Consider the following 20,608-nt stretch of genomic DNA (forward strand, 5'->3'; position numbering starts at 1 on the left):
GATAATACTACCTTTGCAAAAAAAATTAAACATGTCAAACATTTATATCGGATATCATTTTACCATAGAACCAAAAGAATTAGGTTCAGAAATATTAATTGCCCAGTTAGGAGAAAAAGCATTTGAAAGTTTTACAGAAACCGAAACGGGTATTTCTGCCTTTGTACAAAAGGATTTATGGGATGAAATGATTCTTGATGATATTCAAATTTTACAATCAGAAGAATTCAAAATTGACTACACTTTCGAAGAAATAGAGCAAGTGAACTGGAATGAAGAATGGGAAAAGAATTTCGAACCAATTGATGTCGATGGCAACTGCCACGTACGAGCTCCTTTCCATCCAAAAACGGATGCTGAATTTGATATTATAATTGAGCCAAAAATGAGTTTTGGAACAGGTCATCACGAGACTACACATATGATGATTCAACATTTATTAGAAATAGATGTTATGGGATTAAAAACACTTGATATGGGTTGTGGAACAGCAATTTTAGCAATTCTTGCTGAAATGAAAGGTGCCCAACCTATCGATGCAATTGATATTGATAATTGGTGCTATTTGAATTCTATCGAAAATGCTGAACGCAATAATTGTGAACATATTACAGTTTATGAAGGTGATGCTGCTTTGTTAAAAGACAAACGATATGATTTAATAATCGCTAACATCAATAGAAATATTTTGTTGAACGACATGCAAAGTTATGTAGATTGCTTAAATCCAAAAGGAACCTTACTTTTAAGCGGTTTCTATGAAGAAGACATCCCTTTTATTGATGCTTCTTGCACTGAGAAAGGTTTAACTTATGTTAAAAAGTTCCAAAAAAATAATTGGGTTTCTCTAAAATACGTAAATTAGTATAATATTATTTTATTATAATACAAGTACAAAAAAATCTAGAAAATGAGTACTAAAGAAAAAGTAAGAGAGAGAGTCAGTGTAAAAGAAATTGTATCAATAGATAACGAAATTGTTGTCTATAATGACGATGTTAATACTTTTGACCATGTCATAGAAACTTTAATACGTGTTTGTAACCACACGCCTGAGCAAGCGGAACAATGCTCGTTGATTGTACATTACAACGGAAAATGTACTGTAAAAACAGGTCCTTATGACAAGCTAAAAGCTCAGTGTACCCAGTTATTGGAAGCTGGATTAAGTGCTGAAATTATATAGCCGTATTTAAATTTCAGAGCCTCGTGTAGAATTATTACAAATAATTCAAAAAATATATACTTTTATTATATATTTGAACAATACATTAGGCTTTTATGATAGAATACGGTAAAATTTTAGTTTTTGTAATGCCCATTTTTTTACTATTAATTATAATAGAAAAAATATATGGTCATTATAAAGGAGAAAACACTTCTCCTAATATGGATTCCATTTCAAGCATAAGTTCAGGAATGGTCAACTCCGTTAAGGATGTTTTAGGACTTAGCATTACACTTATTTCCTATGAATGGATTGCTTCACAAATTGCAATTTTCCATTTAGAGCCTACTACCTTTGCCTACATCATTGGTTTCATAGCAATCGATTTTTATGGCTATTGGAGCCATCGCTTTTCGCATCAAATTAATTTTTTATGGAACAAACATGCTATTCATCACAGTAGTGAAGAATTTAATTTAGCTTGTGCATTGCGCCAACCCATATCCAGTTTTGTCAATTTATTTACTTTTTTACTAATTCCTGCCGCTCTTTTAGGAGTTCCCTCGAAAGTGATCGCAATTACACTTCCTATTCATTTATTTCTTCAGTTTTGGTATCATACCAGACATATTAAAAAAATTGGCTTTCTGGAGAATATTCTTGTCTCCCCATCTCATCATCGGGTGCATCATGCAATCAATCCAGAATACATGGACAAAAACCATTCCCAGATATTTATAATTTGGGATAAATTATTCGGAACATTTCAAGAAGAGTTAGAAACTGTTCCGGCAGTTTTTGGAATCACCAGGCCAGCACAGACTTGGAATCCCATTCGTATCAATTTTCAACATCTTTTGCTAATGATAAAAGACGCCTGGCGCGCTGAAAATTGGAAAGATAAAATTGCCATTTGGTTTAAACCGACAGGCTGGCGCCCGGAAAATTTTGAAGAAAAATATCCAGTTCATAAGATACAGGATGTTTATGCATTTGAAAAATACGGCACTCAATACTCGAAAAAACTAATGATTTGGTCGATTACTCAGGCTGTCGTTACCTTATTACTTATCAGCTACTTATATAATTCTATTGCTATAATAGGTTTACCCAATGTATTTATATATGGAGCGTTCATTTTTGTAACAGTCTATAGCTACACCGAATTAATGGATGCCCGTAAAACTTCAATCTTTTGGGAAATCCTCCGATTTACTTTCGGGATAGCCATAATAGCTTATTTTGGAGACTGGTTTTCAATGAATCAGCTTTTTCCTTATGCAAATTATATCATTATTGGATATCTTACGTTATCCTTAATAGCCACAGTCTATTTTGTAAGTGTTAATTTTGAAAAGGAAAAAGTGGTGTTAGCATAAACCTAAAAATAATTCATGAAAAGTACCTTATCATTCAAAGCCTATATTGGAATTAGCTTCATTTATCTTTTATTAATTATTTTGGGAAAGGAAGACATTGCCTGGTTCTTAAAACCCTTTTTGATTCCTTTTCTTATATTGGCGGTTTATTTTTGTGGAGATTTTCCATCAAAAAGATTTCTTTCAATAGCCTTGACTTTTTCTTGGATGGGAGATGTCGTATTACTTTTTGCTGATAAAGCAGAACTCTACTTTATTATTGGACTGGTAGCATTTCTGATTTCTCATATTACTTATGTAATTTTGTTCAGTAAACAATTAAGAATAAACTCTTCCAGAAACAATGCCGTCTTCTGGACTGGTATTACGACGATAATTGTCTATTTAGTAGTTATGTTTTTACTATTATTACCCACTTTAGGCGATTTAAAAATTCCGGTTTTAGTATATGCTATAGTACTATCAACAATGCTTTTATTTGCATTTAAAGGATATCTAAGATGGAGTAAACCTGCTGGGACTTATATAGTATCAGGTGCTTTTATTTTCGTAATATCAGACAGTATTCTGGCATTCAATAAATTTTACGAACCGATTATGTTTAGTTCCTTTCTTATTATGATAACATACCTAATCGCACAATACTTAATTGTAGTTGGTATTTTGAAATTAAACAGAAAAAAATAGCTTTCCCTTTCTTAGAAATGCTATTTAAAATCTTAATTAAGGTGAAATTAATGAGGTAATTTATCCTTTACCACCCCATAGATAAAGGTACCTAACAAAGCCCCCAAAAGCACCAAGAGCACACTCCAGAAACCAGCGCCGAGTAATATAAATATCGGGCCCGGGCAAGAACCCACAAGGGCCCAACCTAATCCAAAAAATAATCCGCCAATCCAATAACGAGCAGAACCTTTTTCTTTATCGAGAATTTCTATTGGTTGTCCTTTTATATCCTTCAATTTATTTCTTTTAATAATTTGAATACCAGTAACCCCTGTCAAAATAGCAACAGAAATAATTCCGTACATGTGAAATGACTGAAATTGAAACATTTCATAAATACGATACCATGAAACTGCTTCTGATTTAGTTAGTACAATTCCGAAAACAAATCCAACGATTAAATATTTTAATACATTCATAACTTAAAAAATTAACGGTAATAAAAAATGAGCCATAATTAATCCTCCAACAAAAAATCCGATAACGGCTTTTAGCGATGGGAGTTGTAGATTACTTAAGCCAGAAATAGCATGTCCTGAAGTACAGCCACCAGCATAGCGTGAACCAAAACCTATTAGAATCCCTCCTATAACCAGAATAAAAATACTTTTGGGCGATTGCCAAATTTGTGTACCGAAAAGTGTATCTGGCATTAGCTTTCCGTTCGGAGTGTCAATGCCCAGTTGCGCCAACTGTGCAACGGTTTTTGGATTAATAGTAACGTTTGAAACATCACTCATGAAATGAACAGCTACAAAACCACCCAACATTGCACCTATTACAACCAATAAATTCCAACGTTGTGCTTTCCAATCGAAATCAAAAAAAGCTACTCTACTCCCTATTCCGGTCATAGAACACAATGAACGCAAATTAGAAGACATGCCAAAAGTCTTTCCAAAATAGATTAAACAAAGCATAATCATGCCTATCAAAAATCCGGAAACATACCAAGGCCAAGTCTGAAAAATTAAATTCATAATCTATTTCTTTTTTGTAAAAATAAGGATTCTATCTTTTAAAAAATGTACAATTAAGGCACAATTGTTGTTCGAAGAAACAAAACCGTTTAAAGTTCTGATTATATTTGTATTTTTAAAGTGGGTTTGCAACAAAATAGTGTTGAAAATAATGTCCCGAAATTAATTTTATAATCTAAACAATGCTTGCTGCAAGGGAGTAAAAACCATAAATCATGAAAAAAACAGTTCTTTTTATTACTTTACTAATAGTCACTGCTTCTTGTGTAAGCACCAAATCTACTTTGAAAAATGTAGACAACAATGCGCCTAATCTTAGAATTACAGATCAAAATACTTTTGTAATCACAGAATACAGTAAAGACAAAAAATATGGGTACGACCAAGATTATCCCATCAATATATTTTATAGAAATACGACAAACGAGACGATTAATCAGGAGCGCTTTTTAAATGCATTGGCCGGACCTAAAGGTGAAAAAATTACCTATACAAAATTAGAAAGTTGCTGTCCATTTCCAACAAAAAACACCGCTTTGGGCGCAGGTTTTCTAGATGTATATGAGGTAAAGTGGGAAGGTCAAAAAAAAACAGTAAAACTCTATTTAAATATTTACGAAAAAGGAATTTTAATGGTACCTGTTGGTCTTACCTTAAAAAAGAATTAAATAAATACCCGACTGCCCTCTTTTCTCTTTTGAAAAATGTTGTTTTTATTGGAGCTCAGTAAATTTTTATTTGCAACAGACAGCACGAAATCGCTTCAAAAAAATACTAAATCATAATTTCTAATTACCTTTGCACTTTCAAAAAAAAACATATTTATGAAAATACAACATATTCCACAAATCAAACATACTGAAAGTGGTAACTTCTTTCTGCTTGCAGGTCCTTGTGCCATTGAAGGAGAAGAAATGGCCATGCGAATTGCCGAAAAACTAGTTGGAATCACAGACAATCTAGAAATTCCATTTGTATTTAAAGGGTCCTTTAAGAAAGCTAATCGTTCTAGAATTGACAGTTTTTCAGGAATCGGAGACGAAAAAGCATTGAAAATCCTTAGAAAAGTTTCAGAGACTTTTGGCGTTCCCACTGTAACTGACATTCATACCAATGAAGATGCCGAAATGGCTGCTCAATATGTTGATGTGCTTCAGATCCCCGCTTTTCTAGTTCGTCAAACTGATTTAGTTGTGGCCGCTGCCAATACTGGAAAAGTCGTAAACTTAAAAAAAGGACAATTCATGAGTCCGGAAAGCATGAAGCATGCCGTCCAAAAAGTATTGGATTGCAATAATCAGAACGTTATGGTTACAGATCGCGGAACGATGTTTGGCTACCAAGACATGATTGTAGATTTTAGAGGAATTCCTACAATGCAACAGTATGCGACTACTGTTCTTGACGTTACACATTCGCTACAACAACCCAATCAAACGGCTGGAGTAACTGGTGGAAGACCGGATATGATAGAAACTATTGCCAAAGCCGGAATCGCAGTGGGCGTAGATGGAATCTTTATCGAAACTCATTTTGATCCTGCTAATGCAAAAAGTGACGGGGCAAACATGTTACATTTAGACTATTTTGAAGGTTTGATGACAAAATTAGTTGCTATAAGAAAAACTATAAATCAATTTTAAAATTAATAAAAACTGTATTATCCTTGAGATCAAATAATATAGAAGGAGGCTGTCTAAAGTTAGTCTCCTTTTGTTTGACCATATGAAATACGCTTACTTTAATTCCAAATTAATTAGTCCATTGCTTTTATTATACTAATTATTAGCTAAATTTGAAATTATTATATTCTTCCAGAATAGCATAATCAAAACACTCGTAAAATTTGTATTTGTCTAAAATCTGGATAACAAATAACTTTTAAACTCAATGACTATAAAAAAAAGAAATCCTGACTCAGATGGGATATATCATTTCGATAATTTTTTTAATATCTCAGCTGATTTTATTTGTATTGCAGGATTTGATGGCTACTTCAAGAGAATAAATCCTGCTGTTTCAAAATTATTAGGTTATTCAGACGAGGAATTATATGCTAAGCCCATCAGTAGCTTTGTTTACGCACCTGACGTTAAAATTACTATTGAAACAAGAGAACAAGTATACAAGAATAAGCCACTTTTAAATTTCGAAAATCGGTATTTAACTAAAAGCGGTAAAATTGTATGGCTGTCCTGGACATCAATGCCAGTGGAAAATGAAAAATTAGTTTATGCAATTGCTAAAAACATTACGCATAAAAAAAAAATCGAAGAGGAACGAAACCTGCTTATTGCCAATTTAACAAAAATTAATAAAGACCTCAAGCATTTGTCCTATACTACTTCACATGACTTAAAATCTCCCGTGAATAATTTATTATCCGTGTTCAGTTTAATTGATGTTTCAAAAATCAATGATGCGGAAACGCTTGAATTTATAGCTATACTTAAATCAACAACAGAAAGCTTAGGGCTTACTTTAAAAAACGCTGTAGATGAATTAATTCAAAAAGATGAGTTAAATGCTCCAATTGAAGAATTAAGCTTAAATGATTCGTTAAACGAAGTGCTGCTTTCTATAAATTCTTTAATAGAAAGCTCTAAAATCAACGTTGCTATTAATTTCTCTGAGCTTACTAGCGTAAATTTCAATAAAGAATATCTTAAAAGTATATTTCTTAATTTATTAACTAATTCTATTAAATATTCTAAACCTGACACCTTACCATCTGTTTCTATATATTCTCAAAAAGTTAAAGGAATAAGTCAGTTAATTTATTCTGATAATGGACTTGGTTTTGACATGGAAAAAGTTAAAGATAAAATTTTCGGATTGCACCAAAAATTTCACAATCACATTGACAGTAATGGAATAGGTCTTTACTTAATTTATAATCATATTACCAATTTAGGCGGTCGTATTGAAGTGGAAAGCAAAATTAATGAAGGTGTAAAATTCACGATTTCTTTTAAAAATTGAGAATTTCACACCTTCTATTTGTGCTAATTTTTAGGACAATGATTTAATCTTAAAGCTTCTTCTTTCCCAGACAATCCAAGCATTTCGCCCGCTACTTCTCGCAAAGAACACTTAATCAAACCACAAAAAAGCATCCTAAACAAATGATCTTGACATTTGAAATCTTTTACATCTATCCGAATCATGCTTTTTAACCGTCTGTTTAATCATCGAATCGTCTATTAAAGAAATCAGTTGTCCGAAAACAGATTTAGTCGAAAACACCTGTTTTTGTTCATCGTTATTTTAAATTTGCAAAACTAAAATTACGATTTTTCAAAAGAAGCCATTTAATTGGCTTCCTTTTTATCGGACAACAATGACTAAATACATAGTGATTCCATTTCTTTTATAATAAAAAACCCTTCGATATAAATACCGAAGGGTCATCACTAAATAAACAAACCAAATTTATTTAATCAACTCCAAACTAACTTTCTTCTCTGTGTTTGAATCTGTGCCAACAAAAATTTGAAAAGCACCAGGCTCAGCAATAAATTGTAAATCAGAATTATAAAACTTCAATTCTTCTATGGAAATTTCAAAAGTTACTATTTTCTTTTCTCCTTTTGCAATAGCAATTTTTTGGAATCCTTTCAATTCTTTTAAAGGTCTTGTAACGGAACCTACTAAATCTCTTATATATAATTGAACTACTTCTTTACCATCAAAATTTCCTGTATTTGTAACATCAACGGTAACGCTTACTTTTTCGTTGAAATTCATTTTATCTGATGAAATTTTTAAGTTCGAATAATCAAAAGTGGTGTAACTCAAACCAAAACCAAAAGGAAATAAAGGCTCATTTCTTTCGTCTATATAATTTGATCTAAATTTTTCAAATTTTCCTTCTTTATTTGCAAGAGGTCTTCCTGTATTTTTTTGATTGTAATAAATAGGCACCTGCCCAACACTTCTAGGGAAAGTTGCTGTTAATTTTCCAGAAGGGTTTTCATTTCCAAACAAAACATCAGCAATGGCATATCCTGCTTCACTTCCTGCAAACCAAGCATTTAGAATAGCCGGAACTTTTTCATTTTCCTGAACTAAAACCAATGGACGACCTGTAAACAAAACCAACACGACTGGTTTTCCTGTTTTAAGTAATTCCTTCAACAAGTCTTTTTGAGCCTGTGGAATCTCTAAGTTAGTTCTGCTACTGCTTTCTCCACTCATTTCAGCCGATTCACCAAGAGCGGCAATAATTACATCCGATTGGCTGGCTATTTTCAAAGCTTCTGATAGTAATTCTTCCTTGGTTCTATTATCGCGGTGTAAGGTTTTACCAAACATAGTAGCTTTATCTTCGAAAGCTGCATCATAATCTAAATTGCTTCCTTTGGCGTAAAGCACTTTAGTTGAATTCCCTACTACTTCTTTAATTCCCGCTACCAGCGAAATAGATTTCTCCATATTCGAAGCCACACTCCAGGTGCCCGCCATGTTTTCTTTGGCATCCGCTAAAGGCCCAATTAAAGCAACAGTACCTGATTTTTTCAAAGGAAGCAGTTGGTTTTGATTCTTAAGCAAAACTAAAGATTGAGCAGCAATTTTTCTAGCCTCGCCTCTGTGAGCCGTGGTGAAAATTTCCGTTTTGGCCCTTTTCTCATCACAATACTTATATGGATCTTGAAATAAACCTAAATCATATTTGGCATTCAAAATAAGTCGAACAGCATTATCAATTTGTTCCATGCTTACTTTATTTTCATCTAAAGATTTCTTTAAAGTTGTAAGAAATCCTTCTCCTACCATATCCATTTCAATTCCGGCATTTAATGCCAAAGCAGATACCGTTTGCAAATCACCCATTCCATGATCTACCATTTCGTTTATACCTGTAAAATCGGTAACAACAAAACCTTTAAAACCCCACTGCTTTCTCAATACATCAGTCATTAACCATTTGTTTCCAGTTGCGGGAATTCCGTCAATTTCATTGAAAGATGCCATAACCGAACCAACCCCAGCATCAACAGCCGCTTTGTACGGAGGAAAATAATCATTGTACATTTTTATTCTGCTCATATCAACAGTGTTGTAATCACGTCCTGCTTCCGGTGCACCATATAATGCAAAATGTTTTACACACGATAAGATGGTATTATTTTTTGACAAATCATCTTGTTGATAGCCTTGAACCATTGCTTTTGCAATTTGGCTTCCCAAAAACGGATCCTCACCCGAACCTTCAGAAACCCTGCCCCAGCGTGGATCGCGAGAAATATCAACCATTGGAGAAAAAGTCCAGTTAATACCATCGGCACTGGCTTCTTGAGCCGCAATTTGTGCACTTCTTTCTATCAGCTTCATATCCCAGGTACAAGATAATCCAAGAGGAATTGGAAATGTAGTCTCATATCCATGAATAACATCCATCCCAAAAAGCAATGGAATTTTCAAGCGGCTTTTTTCCACTGCAATTTTTTGTACTTCTTTAATTTTCTGAACTGATTTTATATTAAATAAACCACCAACTTTACCTTCTTCAATATTTTTAGCCACATTAGAGCTGTTAGCAGCTCCAGTTGTTATATCTCCCGAGGTCGGTAAATTCAATTGACCTATTTTCTCCTCCAATGTCATTTTCGACATTAGTTCGGCTACAAATTCGGTTTTAGGTTTAATTTTAGCCGTCTTTTTAGCCTTTTTTTGGCTGTATCCAAAAAGTGAAAAGCATAGGAGTACTATAATTAGTTTAATTTTCATTTTTATCTGTTTTAATTTGTTTAAACATCCAATCATAAATTTCTTGGTTGTCATATACTTTTGACCAACTATCGTGACCTGCATCATCAAAGATGGTTAGTTGAACATTAGCATTACAGGTCTTCAATTTTTTATAAATAGCAATCGAATAATCTACGTTAACCACATCGTCTAGCAAACCATGAAAAATTCGAATTGGGATGTTCTTGATTTTACAGTCTTCTATCATCGGAACTCTATCAACAAATCCCGCAATAGGAACTACTGCCGCAACCATTTCAGGATGCGCGAATGCAAGATTCCAAGCGCCCCAACCTCCCATACTTAGACCCGTTAGGTAAATTCTGGTACTATCAATATTATTTTCTTTTCTAATTTTTAAAATCAAACGATACAGCACTTCTTCATCCCAATATTCATTTTCAGGACATTGCGGAGCCAGAATATAAGCATCAAGTTCGTGGCTTTTTAGATATTTAAAAGGGCCGTGTACTTTTACTTTTTCGATATCGGTTCCTTTTTCACCCGAACCATGAAGAAAAATAATCAATGGCTTTTTTTCTTTGGTATTAGCGGGAATGTGTAATGCATAACCCATTTCATGTTTTTTCACGATTTCGATTTTCATTTTTCCATTTACATCCGCTTGCGAAAAGGAATTCCATGTAACTAAAAAGGCAATAAGTATAATTTTATACTTCATAATTCCCTAAAAATTATATTTTCCTGAATGAAAACCAAGCTTTACTAAACCTTGTTTTACCTCTGGCGAATTCATAAATAATTTCCATAATAAGCCGCTACGATAATTTTCGATCATTGGTGCAATTGTGCCTTGATCGATAGCTAAATACCGTGGTGTTACCCAATTATAATGAGGAGAAAAAGCATCATAAGGTCCTGCAATTCCAACTAAGGAACTTCTTTTCTCATCATATAGATAATGTAGAAATTTCATACTTTCAACAGGTGTAAAGGGAAAAGAGGATAAAGCTGCCGTGGGCGAAATTACCCCTGTATCATTCAAAGGTTGATGAGCAGTATATCCTGTTGTGCCATCTGCATTTCTGGTATAACTTGCCGTAAGTCCCCAACATTTTTCAGAATAACCGTTCCATTTTTTTGGATTAGCAACACAATATAGATTAATGATTTTCGAATGATTTTGAGTTAATGCCCAGTAATCAGCATATTGATCTGTCAAGGTCGTAGGATCTAAACCTAAATATGAATATTGCGCCCAGAATAAAGGACCAACATTCCCTGTAGCTCCATTATAATTCAATACTACTGGAATACCGTATTGAGAACCACCATTTACAATTGCTCCGTTTCTTGCCCAAGCTTGATGATATGCTGCGGCCGAAATAGGATGTGTAGGCGAAGCCGCTCCCATTACATAAGTAATTAAACATTCGTTGTATCCTTCCAGTTTAAAATTCATTTCCCAACCGTAAGTAGGAGACCAATGCCAGTATAAAGCATTTTCGCCTTTGGTGTACCAGTCCCATTCTACACCTTTCCATAAACTATCGGCTTTAGCTGCAAGTGCTTGTTCTGCTGTAGTTCCATTTTTGAAATATTCCCTAACAGCTAACAAACCCTGACATAAGAAAGAGGTTTCCACTAAATCACCTCCATTATCTTTAGTTCCAAATGGAATTACTTTTCCTGTATTCCCATTTATCCAATGTGGCCAGGCACCGTGAAAACGTTCCGCATTTTCGAGAAAAGTTAAAGCAGTAGTAAGCCGTGAAACAGCCTCAGTTCTATTAACAAATCCACGTTCTACACCAACTACAATTGACATTAATCCAAAACCAGAGCCTCCGGTTGTAATAATATTCGCTTCAAAACTTGGATCATCAGTTAGATATCTTTCACGAGCTAATTTTGAATTGGTTTCTGCATAATCCCAAAAATATTTGATAGCATCTTTTTGAACTTGATCTAATGCTTCAGTATCTGTTAAAGCAGGAATTGGAGTGGTAGGAGTTGTTGGTAATGGAGTACCTCCACTCTTACCTTCTGGGGACGATGAAGAACAAGAGTTCAAAATAGTCAAAAAAATCAACAAGAATAGGTTACTTTTCATTTTAATAAAAATTGGATTAATAACTAAAAATACACACCTAGTTTTATATAAACTAGGTGTGCAATAGGCCTTTATCTGTTATCTTTTTCTAATTTATATAAAGCAACAACTTCATTATCAGAAAGGGCAGCGTTATAAATTCTAAACTCATCCATTAACCCTGTATAGTTCAACATCCAACCTTCTGGAGCATTCCAAGGCGCACCTAAATGTTGTTGAAATCCACCAATAATGAATTTTGAAACATTTGAATTAGCAAGTTCACCATAACCAACTCCACCAGCAAGGGGATCGCTTGCGTATCGCTTTGCTATTGAAGCAGGCAAATCAAGTTTTTGTCCATCAATATACATACTGTAAGTAGAACTAGCTCCACTATAGGTCCATACAAGATGTTTCCATGTTCCAAACATATTAGTTAAAACATTAGCTCCATTATGTTCTATAAACTGACCTGACCAGGCAATACTAGGCATTACATCTTTTTGAAGATGGTTTTTCATTAACATAGTTGTTGCTGGACCTGTTCCTTCAATCATTGAGAAAATATTTCCCCAAAAATCTGTTGTTTTTGGTAACATAAATAATGATTGCGCTCCTCCTGTATGTGGATTCGTATTGATCCACATAGAAACTGTAATGCTTTTTATATCTACCAAAGAACTAGCTACTGTACTATAAGCAATAAAAGAACTTGATGAACCTTTATAAGCTTCTCCTTTGATTCCAGTTCCGTATGTTACATTTGTTCCAACTCCTCCAGTTATTCCATTTTTTGAATCTGCAATATTCCCATCAAAACTCAATTTAGAAACTAAATTTGCAGCTGCTATATCATCCGAGTTTTCATAACCACCAATTGACTCATAAGGAATTGGACTGTTTACTTTATCTATACTATCCTCATTACAGCTTACAAAAAATTGAGAAGCCAGAACAGAAGCAAATAAGAAAATATATTTATTTTTTTTCATTTTTACTATTTTTAAAAATTAATAACCAAGATTCTGTGTCGACAATCCATTTGCTTGTGTAATGAATGATTGTGGCAATGGAAACACCTCATGCTTACCAGTAACAAACGTTTTTCCATCAATGGCAAAAGCTGCAGCGGCTTGACCTGTACGTACTAAATCAAAGAATCTATCATGCTCAAATGCCATTTCAACTCTTCTTTCTTTCCAGATTGCAGTTCTAACAGCTGCTTGAGAGACAGCAGTTGTATTCCCTAATCCAGCTCTTGACCTGATTTGGTTTAACAAAGGAATAGCATCCGAAGTTTGATTTAATTCATTTAATGCTTCAGCTTTCATTAGAATTACTTCAGCATATCTAATATATTTAATATTAACATCTGTTTCCCAGCCATCAGTGAAGGAAGAAGAATAGGCTTTATAATTGTATCTCGGATTTTCTACAGTTGTTGGTACTACTCTACCGTCGTATAAAGTGGTTCCTGCAAAAATGATGGTTGCATCTTTTCTTACATCACCTGCTTCATAAGCATTTACCAAACTTTGAGATGGTGTATTGAAACCCCATCCCCATCCACCTGCACCACGAGCACCTTGTGTAGCTGAATATCCTTGAATACCTTTTGCTGGAATTGAACCTGTTCCTTGAATTTCAAAAATAGATTCTGAATCATTTTCTCCAGCCAATCTAAACATAGAAGCATAATTTGAAACTATTGAATACCCTGTAATCAAATTACAATTGTCCACTACTTTCTGCCAATTCTCCTGGTATAAACTTACTTTAGCCAATAGTGCATAAGCAGCTCCTTTTGAAGCTCTTCCTTTTTCAGAAGCAGCATATTCTGATTTGTTTGGCAGTGCCGCAATAGCATCATTCAAATCACTTTCAATTAAAGCATATACTTCAGCACTTGTTTTGCGTGTTAATTGCATAATTCTGTCTTCATCCGAAGACGGATTTGGTAAATGATCTACAATTGGCACACCACCATAGGTTTTCACCAAAGTAAAATACATGAAAGCTCTTAAAAACTTAGCTTCGCCTAATAATCTAGCTCTTAAAGCAGCATTGGCCTGATCCAATTGTGGGATGATACTTAATGCTTGATTGCATCTGTTGATTCCTTCATAATTAGCCGCAAATATCTCGCTAGTTGATGGACTTGACGCATTATAAGTCAATGCATCCATTACATCTTTATCTGACCCTGTATCCCCTGGAGAGGAACCTTTATCAGCATCATCAGAGGCAATACTTGACAATCCAATCCAAGAAAATGAAGTCATATTCCAATCTAAAAATTTACTATAGATTGCTGTTACAAAAGTAGCTGCCCCTTCATCATTGTTGAACAATGCAATATCTTTCGTAGAAATAGATTCGGTTTGATCTACATCTAAATAATCGCTTGAACATCCTGAAACAAAGTATGCGGATAGCACAAACATTGATATATATATCTTTTTCATAATATTAAAATTTTAAATTAGCACCAATAACAAACGATCTTAATGTAGGGTAAGCATCTAACTCGATACCCTGAGTCCCGTAAGGATCGCCATTACCATTTAATTCAGGAGAAAAACCTGAGAATTTTTGAGTAATAAATGGATTTATTGCATTCACATATATTCTACAAGAAGTCAAAAAATCTCCTTCTAGTGGAATTTTATATCCTAGCGTAATATTATTGATTCTAAAGAAATCCCCTGATTCTAGGTAGTAAGTAGAAGCTACAGGAACTAAATTAAATGGTGCAGGATTCGTAGCAGTTGTATTGTTTGCTGTCCAGAAATTTGTTGCTAGCGATTCTTCAATGTTTTCCCCAGTAAAACGTTGCGCTTTTTTACCGTTGTACACTTTTGCTCCAGAAGTTCCGTATCCATCAACTGACAAATCAAAGTTTTTATAGTTCACACCTAAAGTAACACCATACGTTGAACTTGGTAAAATAGAACCTACATATTTTTTATCTGCTTCTGCTAAAACGTCTTGCGTTACTGCTGCACCTGTAGCATCTAAATATAGCATTTTACCAGTTGCAGGGTCTATACCAGCATATTCATACATAAAAAAACTACCCAACGGCTGACCTACAGAACTATTATCTAGTAATTTTGTCGATTGTCCATTTCCTAAACCTCCTCCAAAAATTGGAGATAGTGTAACATTTTTCAAACCGGTAAGTTCATTTGTATTGTTAGAAAAGTTACCTCCAATCCAGTAGCTCAAATCGTCAGTTATTTTATCATCCCAACGTAAAGCAATTTCGTATCCTTTATTTGAAACTTCTCCAACATGTGCAGGGGAAGCGTTGCTTATTCCAGAAGTAGTGTATGGTTTAGTATTTAAAATAACATTAGTTGTTTTTTTATCGTAAACATCAAATGATCCTTTTAATCTGTTATCTAACAATTCAAAATCTATACCTGCAGAAGCTTCTTCCGTAATTTCCCATGACAAGCTCGGGTCAACTTGAGAATTAATAGTAGTACCTTCATTTAATATAGAGCCTCCTAAATAACTACTAAGTCCTGAAGAATACGCTTGGTTATTCAGAGGAACATTTTGGTTTCCTAATTTACCCCAACCTCCTCTTAATTTTAATAAATTGATTCCTTTTGAATTAGCCAGAAACTCCTCTTTTGTAACGATCCAGCCTAAACCAAAGGCAGGAAAAGTTCCCCAACGGTAATCTTTACCAAAATTTGATGAACCGTCACGTCTAATTGTACCTGTAAATAAGTATCTGTCCATTAATTTATATTGGAAACGACCAAAATAAGAAGCCAATTTATTTTCATTAAAAATCTCATCCTTATAGCTAGTTACGGTTCCCACATAATCAACATCTTTTAAAGACCAATAATTAGCGTTAGCATTCACATTTTTTCTGGCAACAGTCAATTGTTCTCTTAAACCTTTAACAGAAGTTTCAATACCTCCGGTTACTTCAATATCATGAATTTCTCCAAAAATTTTGTTGTAAGTAAAATAATTAGATAAGTTCCAGTTGAAATACTGATTTCTTCCTTTTGTTAATAAATTGGTATTAGCCGTAGCGCTGTATTGTGATGCGTTTCTACTTGGATCAGCAGCTAGCCAGATGTTTTTAGTATCTTCGAAACTGTAGTTTTTCCATGTATAATATTCTCCATTAAACTGTGATGTAAATTTTAATGATTTTACAATTTCATAGTCTAATTTCAAACCGCCTTGCAATGTTATGCTTTTTTGTTTTTCATTAAAAAAGTCCAATTGAGCTACAGGATTACCTACGTTATTAAAGGAAGAACCTGTTGTTCCTGCAAAACCATCGTTCCCAACAAAAGAGACACCATATTGTCCATTTGGAAAACGAACCGGAACGATTGGAGATTGCTTATACGCAGTTGTAAAAGTACCCAAAGGTTTTGGAGTTGAATTTGCTGAACCAAAACTAAAGTTTTGATTCAAAGTCAATTTTTTAGAAATTTTGTACTCATTATTATTTCTAAAAGTAGTACGATTATAATCTAAACCATTAAGAATAGCCTTCTCTTGATAATTTCCCAAACTGAAAAAATATTTTATATTTTCTGTACCCCCAGAAACCGACACGTTATTCTGATTATACGATCCTGTTCTGGTAATCGCATCAAACCAATCTGTATTTATAGGCTGATCCTGTGAAAAAGTAGTTGTTTGCAGCGCTGAATTAGAATAATGAGCATATTTATTGCTTCCTGCCATTTTTACTTTTTTCAGAGGCTCTCTAAAACCTGCAAAGCTTTCAAATTCTACAGAAACCTTATCCCCTCTTCCTTTTTTGGTAGTAATTATTATTACCCCGTTTGCAGCTCTGGTTCCATAGATGGCTAATGAAGAAGCATCTTTCAATATTTCATATGATGTTATATCATTCGTATTGATGTTATTAATATTCTCGGTAGGCATACCATCAACAATAAATAAAGGGGTTCTTCCTCCTAATGCAGTTCCTAAACCTCTAATAACTATAGAAGGTGTACTTCCCGGTAAGTCTGAAGAAATTACTTGAACACCTGCGGCTTTACCTTGTATTGCTTGTGAAGCATTCAAAACTTTAGTTTTAGATATTTCTTCCGCTTTTAACGAAGTAATTGCAGTAGTATTATCAATCTTTTTTCGGGTTCCGTATCCAATAACAACCACTTCTTTTAATTCGGTGTCTTTGGACTCTTTTAAGGTGATGTTCATATCACCAGCTGTTGCATTCACCGACATAGCATCAAAACCTACCATATTAATTTTTAATACCTCACCTACTTTGGCCTTGATATTAAAATTACCGTCAAAATCAGTATCAGCTGAAGTCTTAGAATCGGCCGCAACTATCATTGCTCCTGGAATTCCAAGTCCATCCTTATCCAATACTTTTCCTTTAATTACTTGTCCAGACATGTACGCTGGAAGTAGAATGAGTGCTAAAAAGCTAAAAATAAAATTTCTCATATATTAATAATTTGTTAAAGTTAGTAGGGCCAAATTAGATAATTACAACGTTATAGTAAGCATACCGGAGTTACTACATGACTACATCAAAATATCGAAAAACGATAAAAAATCTATATTTTAAAGGAGCTAATAAAGGTAAAGATATGTTGTACTACATCCATATGATGTAGTAATGATGTATTGCGATTTCGCTAAAAAAAGAATGAAATAATATATTATCTCTAAAAATACAACTTATTTTATATAGTTAACAAAAATTTAGAAAGATTTTCCTCCTGAGTAAGGCTTAATTTCTTTCTTAATCTATAGCGATGTAGTTCAACACCTCTGAAAGAAATGTTCATCATGGGTGCAATTTCTTTGGAGGATAGATTCATTTTTAAGTAAATGCAAAGCTTAACATCTTTAGAAGTAAGGTTTGGGAATTTTTTAAAAAGGTTAATAATAAACTCATTATGGATTTGATTCAGATTTGATTCAAATGTTTCCCATTCATGTTTATTAACAGCATTGATCTTAATTGCCTTTTTTATCTCACTTTTTAGTTTATTAAAATCCGTTTCCGAATCTAAAATTCCTTGAATATTCTCTATCATTTCACTTTGTTTGGCAATTGAAAGTGATTTACCCGCAACTTCAGATGATTTTGATTGCAATTCAAGTTCCAGAATGTGTTTTTCATACTCTTGGATATTCAGTTCGTTTTCCGCTTTTAATTCCATCTCCAGAATTTCCTTTTGATGTTTTAATTCTTCATCACGCAATTCCAGTTTCTGAACGTAACGCATTTTATTCCATTTGTAATACAGATATAATATGCCGCCAATTACAATCAGATATACTAAAATCATCCAAATAGAAAAATACCATGGTTTAGCCACGATATATTGGAAGTTGGAAATTGTATCATAATTCAGTCCATCATGAGTAAAAATGGTAATGGTATTGGAACCACTATTCAAATTATTCAAAACAATCAAACCCTCCTTTACAGGAATAAACTCTTTGGATCCATTTATTTTATAAAATAAATTAGGTCTTGCTGCTCCAAAAACACCTGATATTACTTGGACACGAAGCTCCGAATCATATGCAATCTTTGATTTATTATTAACCAAATTATCATTAACAAAAGCTTCAATACTTATATTCGATCTTTTCTTGTTTGCGTACTTTAATTGCAACGAAATAAAACCATCATCCAGATTTAATAGATAATTGTCCTTATTTTTGAATACTTTTAAATTATCATTGATGATTTTTCCCTTATAATATTTCTCCTGAATGACATTGCGAATAAATTTATTATCCGTAGCATAAATATGATACAATAGTCCTTCTTGAAGTATCAAAAAGTGATTTTCGTCAATAGAAACAATGTTAGCAACATTTTTGAAGTTAGTATTAAACAATTCATTTTCTTCCAATTGATTCGTGATTGAATTATAGGTGTACCAAGAATTATTAATTAAAAAAAGGATTTCATTTCTAAACTCAAATATTTTCACTCCAAAATCATTACTGATTTTACTGCTTTGGGTAACATTTTCAACAGTAGTAGTTATATAAGCATCGTTATACAGTATTCGATATAATCCTCTGTTATTATCAGCTGCCCATATTTCATTTTTTCTATTTTGTGCCACATATTTAATAGGTTTCATCACTCCTCTAATAATTACCTTTTGATTCAAATCATTGGAATCATTATAAATTATTACACCACTATATGTAGCTTGTAAATACGAATTATTAAGACTGCTTTTAACCAAATTCCAACCTCCATTTATAGTGCTTAATTTAGAAAACAAACCGTTCTCATAAATAAAAGTCCCTTCGTTGTGACCTATGAGGTATTTGTTATTTATTTTACTGATATTCCAAGCTTGGCCCTGCGTATTGGGAATTAACGAAAGCTGCTTGTTTTCATATTTAAAAACGCCATGATTTGAAGCCATTAAATAGCCTTTTGGAGTACTCGCCACGGAATAAACTGAACCTAAAATTCCGGAATTATCATAAAAAATAGAAATAGGAGAATTAACTTCAATATGAGCAATTCCGTTGTCTAAACCTAACCATAGATCATTCTCTTTGTCTTGGCCAATACTCAAGATCGAGTTGTTCATCAATATGTTGTTTCGATTGATATTTTTATAGGAACCGGAATGCAAATCAAAAATATAAACACCCTTGTTTGCCGTTCCTATGATTAATTTATTGTTTTTAATAAACTTGGCAACATTGATATTCGCCACTTTCAAAATGGCATTTAACGGGTTATTCCAAGCACTAAGAATGCCCTCTTCCTCAACATAAACCCCATTTTTTTTAGTAAAAATATACGTTTTATTTTGGTATTTTTCAATAGCGTGAATAACGTTATTCTCTAAGATGTTCCACCCTTCTATTTTTTCAAAACCGGACGCAGTCATCTTGTAGACTCCTTTTTCAACTGAAGCAACCAATAATTGATTGTCAACCACAAAGCAATAGGAAACCAAAAAAGAGAATTTTTTTTCTGAAATTACTTTTCCATCGAACAGAAAAATTCCATTAAAAGACTGGAAGCAAACTTTATTTTTAAATTTAAATATTTTCCAGATTTCTTCATTATTATTTTCATCAAAAACCTTCTTGTTTTTAGAAATCGAAACATAATGCATTTTTCCTTCTTTTCGGAACCAATAGCCAAATTCTTTATAAGAACCTGTATATATTCTATCCCCGTCAACCATTACAGAGCGAATAATGGTTTTGTTAGGCAAGCTGTATTTCTCCCATTTTACACCATCATAACGCAATAAATAATAATTATTGGCAAAATACATGGCTCCCTCATTTCCTTGCGCTACACTCCAAATCTGGTTATCGCCTTGATAATTTGATTTATTGTAATTTTCGACAAAAGGAAGTAACTCTTGAGAATAAAATTGGAATGAAATGAAATATAATAGGATTATTAATGTAATTCTTGCTTTCAAAATGTGGCGTTTTATCTCCAAATATAAACAGATTTCTTAAATAAAAAGCATAAAAAAAGCTTCTCTGCAGAGAAGCTTTTTAGAATAAG

Annotated in this window: 16 protein-coding genes; 7 read left to right on the top strand and 9 right to left on the bottom strand. The window is 33.3% G+C overall.

Going from position 1 to position 20,608, the window contains the following annotated elements:
- Positions 1–31 precede the first annotated feature (31 nt).
- The 4 genes from prmA to ACNQGN_RS09425 all read left to right on the top strand — a co-directional run bounded on the left by prmA (position 32) and on the right by ACNQGN_RS09425 (position 3,234).
- On the top strand, positions 32–865 hold the full coding sequence (gene prmA / locus ACNQGN_RS09410; protein WP_417987569.1) for a 50S ribosomal protein L11 methyltransferase: 834 nt from the start codon (positions 32–34) through the stop codon (positions 863–865).
- A gap of 45 nt (positions 866–910) precedes the next feature.
- Positions 911–1,186, top strand: a complete 276-nt coding sequence (locus ACNQGN_RS09415; protein ID WP_417987570.1) for an ATP-dependent Clp protease adaptor ClpS — start codon at positions 911–913, stop codon at positions 1,184–1,186.
- Between the two features lie 95 nt (positions 1,187–1,281).
- Positions 1,282–2,547, top strand: coding sequence for a sterol desaturase family protein (locus tag ACNQGN_RS09420; RefSeq protein WP_417987571.1), 1,266 nt, complete (start codon positions 1,282–1,284; stop codon positions 2,545–2,547).
- A 15-nt stretch (positions 2,548–2,562) separates the two neighbouring features.
- Positions 2,563–3,234, top strand: coding sequence for a lysoplasmalogenase (locus ACNQGN_RS09425; RefSeq protein ID WP_417987572.1), 672 nt, complete (start codon positions 2,563–2,565; stop codon positions 3,232–3,234).
- Between the two features lie 47 nt (positions 3,235–3,281).
- Here ACNQGN_RS09425 and ACNQGN_RS09430 read toward each other — a convergent pair whose 3' ends face one another.
- Positions 3,282–3,695: a DUF6691 family protein gene (locus ACNQGN_RS09430; protein WP_417987573.1), complete on the bottom strand. Its 414-nt coding sequence runs from the start codon at positions 3,693–3,695 to the stop codon at positions 3,282–3,284.
- Between the two features lie 3 nt (positions 3,696–3,698).
- Complete coding sequence (locus tag ACNQGN_RS09435) at positions 3,699–4,256, bottom strand: YeeE/YedE family protein (protein ID WP_417987574.1); 558 nt, start codon at positions 4,254–4,256, stop codon at positions 3,699–3,701.
- 215 nt (positions 4,257–4,471) lie between these two features.
- Between ACNQGN_RS09435 and ACNQGN_RS09440 the strand changes: the two genes are divergently transcribed.
- The 3 genes from ACNQGN_RS09440 to ACNQGN_RS09450 all read left to right on the top strand — a co-directional run bounded on the left by ACNQGN_RS09440 (position 4,472) and on the right by ACNQGN_RS09450 (position 7,238).
- Entirely contained in the window at positions 4,472–4,924 is a 453-nt protein-coding gene (locus ACNQGN_RS09440) for a 2-dehydro-3-deoxyphosphooctonate aldolase (protein ID WP_417987575.1), read from the top strand.
- A 156-nt stretch (positions 4,925–5,080) separates the two neighbouring features.
- Complete coding sequence (gene kdsA / locus ACNQGN_RS09445; RefSeq protein WP_417987576.1) at positions 5,081–5,899, top strand: 3-deoxy-8-phosphooctulonate synthase; 819 nt, start codon at positions 5,081–5,083, stop codon at positions 5,897–5,899.
- A gap of 247 nt (positions 5,900–6,146) precedes the next feature.
- Positions 6,147–7,238 (top strand): PAS domain-containing sensor histidine kinase, encoded by a 1,092-nt coding sequence (locus ACNQGN_RS09450; protein WP_417987577.1) that lies wholly within the window; start codon positions 6,147–6,149, stop codon positions 7,236–7,238.
- A gap of 450 nt (positions 7,239–7,688) precedes the next feature.
- On the opposite strand, the gene bglX is transcribed toward ACNQGN_RS09450, so the two are convergent.
- The 7 genes from bglX to ACNQGN_RS09490 form a co-directional block, all read right to left on the bottom strand.
- Complete coding sequence (gene bglX / locus ACNQGN_RS09460) at positions 7,689–9,986, bottom strand: beta-glucosidase BglX (protein ID WP_417987578.1); 2,298 nt, start codon at positions 9,984–9,986, stop codon at positions 7,689–7,691.
- Entirely contained in the window at positions 9,976–10,689 is a 714-nt protein-coding gene (locus tag ACNQGN_RS09465) for a carboxylesterase family protein (RefSeq protein WP_417987579.1), read from the bottom strand. The genes bglX and ACNQGN_RS09465 overlap by 11 nt, the downstream gene beginning before the upstream one ends.
- Positions 10,690–10,695: 6 nt before the next feature.
- Positions 10,696–12,081, bottom strand: coding sequence for a glucoamylase family protein (locus ACNQGN_RS09470; RefSeq protein ID WP_417987580.1), 1,386 nt, complete (start codon positions 12,079–12,081; stop codon positions 10,696–10,698).
- A 71-nt stretch (positions 12,082–12,152) separates the two neighbouring features.
- A complete protein-coding gene (locus tag ACNQGN_RS09475) occupies positions 12,153–13,055 on the bottom strand; it encodes a LamG-like jellyroll fold domain-containing protein (RefSeq protein ID WP_417987581.1) in 903 nt (300 codons plus the stop codon).
- A gap of 18 nt (positions 13,056–13,073) precedes the next feature.
- On the bottom strand, positions 13,074–14,528 hold the full coding sequence (locus ACNQGN_RS09480; RefSeq protein WP_417987582.1) for a RagB/SusD family nutrient uptake outer membrane protein: 1,455 nt from the start codon (positions 14,526–14,528) through the stop codon (positions 13,074–13,076).
- Positions 14,529–14,532: 4 nt separating this feature from the next.
- On the bottom strand, positions 14,533–17,532 hold the full coding sequence (locus ACNQGN_RS09485; RefSeq protein ID WP_417987583.1) for a SusC/RagA family TonB-linked outer membrane protein: 3,000 nt from the start codon (positions 17,530–17,532) through the stop codon (positions 14,533–14,535).
- 242 nt (positions 17,533–17,774) lie between these two features.
- The gene (locus ACNQGN_RS09490; protein ID WP_417987584.1) at positions 17,775–20,519 is read right to left on the bottom strand and encodes a helix-turn-helix and ligand-binding sensor domain-containing protein; all 2,745 of its coding nucleotides are present in this window, start codon (positions 20,517–20,519) and stop codon (positions 17,775–17,777) included.
- Between the last annotated feature and the right edge of the window lie 89 nt (positions 20,520–20,608).

This window comes from Flavobacterium rhamnosi (assembly GCF_048286515.1).
Lineage (GTDB): Bacteria > Bacteroidota > Bacteroidia > Flavobacteriales > Flavobacteriaceae > Flavobacterium.